This window comes from Flavobacterium sp. (assembly GCF_029242675.1).
Taxonomy (GTDB): domain Bacteria; phylum Bacteroidota; class Bacteroidia; order Flavobacteriales; family Flavobacteriaceae; genus Flavobacterium.
This window is the reverse complement of the sequence record NZ_JAQWTM010000401.1, coordinates 1-3,687: the sequence shown is the minus strand read 5'-3', so window position 1 is coordinate 3,687 and position 3,687 is coordinate 1. Positions and strand designations below refer to the sequence as shown.

Annotated in this window: 1 protein-coding gene; it reads right to left on the bottom strand. The window is 32.3% G+C overall.

Translation table 11 applies throughout. From position 1 onward, the window contains the following. Positions 1-340: 340 nt before the first annotated feature. On the bottom strand, positions 341-3,687 hold a 3,347-nt coding region (locus P8M54_RS14875; RefSeq protein WP_300288794.1), incomplete at its 5' end, for a T9SS type B sorting domain-containing protein.

The window sequence follows — 3,687 nt, the reverse complement described above, 5'->3', positions numbered from 1 at the left end:
GTATACGGAATTAGTAATTCATACAACTGTTCTCGAGCAAATATTAAAATAGAAATACTAGGTACAACTACCACTACCGAAAACCAAAACAACCATTTGAAATCTACTGGTAAGAGTCCAATCTTTATTTTTAAATCCTTTACGTATTTAACTGCCATATTTAGTTCTTAATTTGTTGTGGTTAAATGCTAATCTATCGTTTTTATTATGCCAGCGTCTGTACTTTTGCTTTGATTTAAGACGTACGGAACCAAATGTTTTCGGCTTGAAGCAAATGCAATATTAAAATGGCATTTACTCTAATTTCCTAATCTTCCTATACGGCAAACAGTAACTACTTTTATCTTTTTAAAGTAAAATGACCTCTATATTCTTTTCCATTTTCTCGAGTAACTACAAACCAATAATCAGTAGAAGGAAGTTCATTACCATTGAATTTACCATCCCAAGAATTTGTACTATTTAATGTTTTTAAAAGTTTACCGTATCGATCAAAAATAGCAACTTTTAAGTTTGGTTCGTTATTTGAAAATTGTATGGCCCATGTATCATTAAATCCATCCTGATTTGGAGTGAAAAATTTTGGATACATGAGTAAAAAAAGGTCATCTTTAGCAATTCCACAACCATTTTTATCACGAACATGAACAGTATAGGCTCCACTAATTAATCCCGAAAAAACATTGCTATCTTGGTAATTAATTCCATCAAGTGAAAATTCATAATTACCGTAGCTATTGGAACTTGTAAACACAGTAATACTGTTTTCGTTATCGGTCCAATCTTGTGTCTCAATATTCGAAATAGTTGCAACATTTGACAAAACAACATTGAAATCTTTTGTAGAGGAACAAGTTGTTGTTCCGTAGTTTTTTGTCACCGTCACTGAATACGTTCCTTCTTGGGCTACCGTAATACTTTGCGCATTAGATCCTGTTGACCAAATGTAGCTATCAAAACCTGAACCTGCATCAATAGTAGTATTTTGATTCGCACAAATAGGTACTATATCGTTGATAGCAATAATTGGTTTGCTAACTAATGCGATACTTAGTTTAACAATTTGATGACAACCATTAGAGGAAATAATTCTAACAAAAAAAGTAGTGGTCCCGGTCGCTAATTTATAATTTGAAATGGTCGTAATTAAATCAGAGTTTGTTTGATTTGTCGCGCTCGATAAAGAGCTGTAGTATTCAAAAGTACAATTTATGGGGTTTGCAATTAAACTAGAGTTGTAATTTGATAAATCAATTGTCTCCAAACCATCGTTTAAATTATCGCATATTGTTTCAGAATAGTCATTCGCATTAAGATTACTAATTAAATTTACTGTAATCGGTAATCGACTGATGCTTTCGCAATTATTTACTACTTGAGCAGCATAGTAAGTACTACCATTTACTAATTGCGTTGTATTTAAAATTGCTATTGTGCTTGCATTGGAACCATACCATTTTATATCAGTCCCATTTATAACAATATCATTTACTGTCGGATTTTGAGTGGAACAAAAACTTTGGTTTGAACCTCCTGTTGGAGCTGGCGTATTTTGAATGTTAATTAAAACAGGAGCACGTAAACTTTCGCAATTGTTAGTTGTTTGAGAAGCATAATATGTTTGCCCACTTACTAAACTAGAATTCGTTGAAAGTACGTTTCCACCTGTAGCTGCATCGTACCACTTGATATTTTGTCCAGTTACAACGATAGTATTTATCTCAGCATTTTGTTGCACGCAAAAGTTTTGTGGTGAATTTAAAATAGGTACTGAAACGGAATTGATAGTTACGTTTACTACTAATCTACTACTTTCACAGCCATTTACTGTTTGTGTAGCATAATAATTAGTGTTGGTTTGCAACAAAGTATCGGTTGGTAAACTAGCCGGTTCAGTAAGCGATGAATACCATTGTATGTTTTGACCCGTAGCATTTAAATTTGAAATTGTAGCATTTACGTCTTTGCAAAATTGTTGGTTTGTCGTAATTGGAGCAGCAGGAGATTGAGTCACTGCTACCGTTACTGCTACTCTAGAACTTGCAGGACAACTACCACTTTCTTTTGATGCATAGTACGTTTGTCCATTTAATAAGGGAATTGTAGTGTTTAATTGATTTGTACTTGTTTCAGAATCGTACCATTTAATACCAGTAGTGTTTGGAAGTAAATCACTAATCGATGGATTTTGTGCCGAACAAAATGTTTGTGAACTAGGAGCAACTGGAGCTAAACTGTTGCAGTTTGCTATTTTTAAAATAAATCCGTCAAAATTAATAACATTTTGATTGAAAGAATTTAACAAATATGAAGTTAGTAATGAAGGATCTAAATCACATTGCCCACCAAAATTTCCCGCTATAAAAATATTTTCATCTTGTACTTTTAATTCGTTAACTCCGGAATAGTAACAGGTTGTATTTGTTACCGGAGAAGAGCCAATAATATACGCTTGAGAAAACAATCTAGTAGCATCAAGTTTTAAATAAAATCCATCACTGAAAGTTGCTGTTGTCGTTAAGAAATAATCATTTGAAGAGGGATCAAGATCCACGCTAGTGCTTGCAATGTAACCTGCTACGGTGCTTGTATAGACACCCCCAAAATGATAATTGTTCAGACTGTCAATGTCAATAGTTGTAAATAGTAAGAGCGAATCAAATAGTTTTGAGTCCGTGTAGGTACCAATCGCATCTAAAAACAATATAAAACTCTGGTCTTGAATAGGAATCGTTTGGTTTGGGTCAGGATCTAGATCAACTAAATTACTGTTAGGTGCATACCCTAAAATTACAAAGTTATCGTTTACATCCAATGAAAAATTACTTAGTACGGCATTCACAATAGATTTTAACCAAATTTGATTACCGTTTGTACTATTCAACTTTAGCACATTTAGTGGATAATCATTATTCCCGCTACCAAAGCTATTAAAAACTAAAGTAATTTTATCATTAGAGTCCATTTTTAATACAATCTTACCTGACAAGGAATAATTTAAATTTTTAGACCATAAAATGGTACCACTTTGATTTAGTTTAAATAGGTAAGTTGAATTTCCATTTGCGGTAAGATTATTTTGAGAGTTTGAATCTAGTATTACTGTATTTTGAAATGTTCCAGAAACATATATGTTGTCTGCGGAATCCAAATCAAAGCAGGCATTTGCATAAAGTTTACCAGCGTTAATATTTCCTAGATTTTGAAATTTATGCCTGTAAAGTTCATTACCATTAGGATCCATTTTAATAACATTTATAAAACCATATCCATAAATCAACGTTTGGTTTTGATATAATTCTGAAATAAAAGCCAAAACATAAATATTCCCTTTAGAATCCAATTTTAAGCCAAGAACTTTATCCTCATCTTTAAGAGTACTTAATGATTTCCCCCAAATAAAACCTCCGTTGGTATTTACTTTAGTTAAATAAATACCATTTGGATTAGGAAAAAAAGAACTCTGATTATTAATTAATTTAACACCATTTTTTGTTGGATCAACATCAAACGTACTTGAATGCGACATTCCTAACGTGTACGAATCTCCATTTTTATCTACTTCAATAAAATTTGCTGTTTCAGTCTTGTCTTCAATACCGTTTACTTGTCCAACCCATTGAAAATCTTGTGCAACCGTGTTGTTGTATAAGCAAAATAAAATGATAATAAATAAGTAGCTTTTTT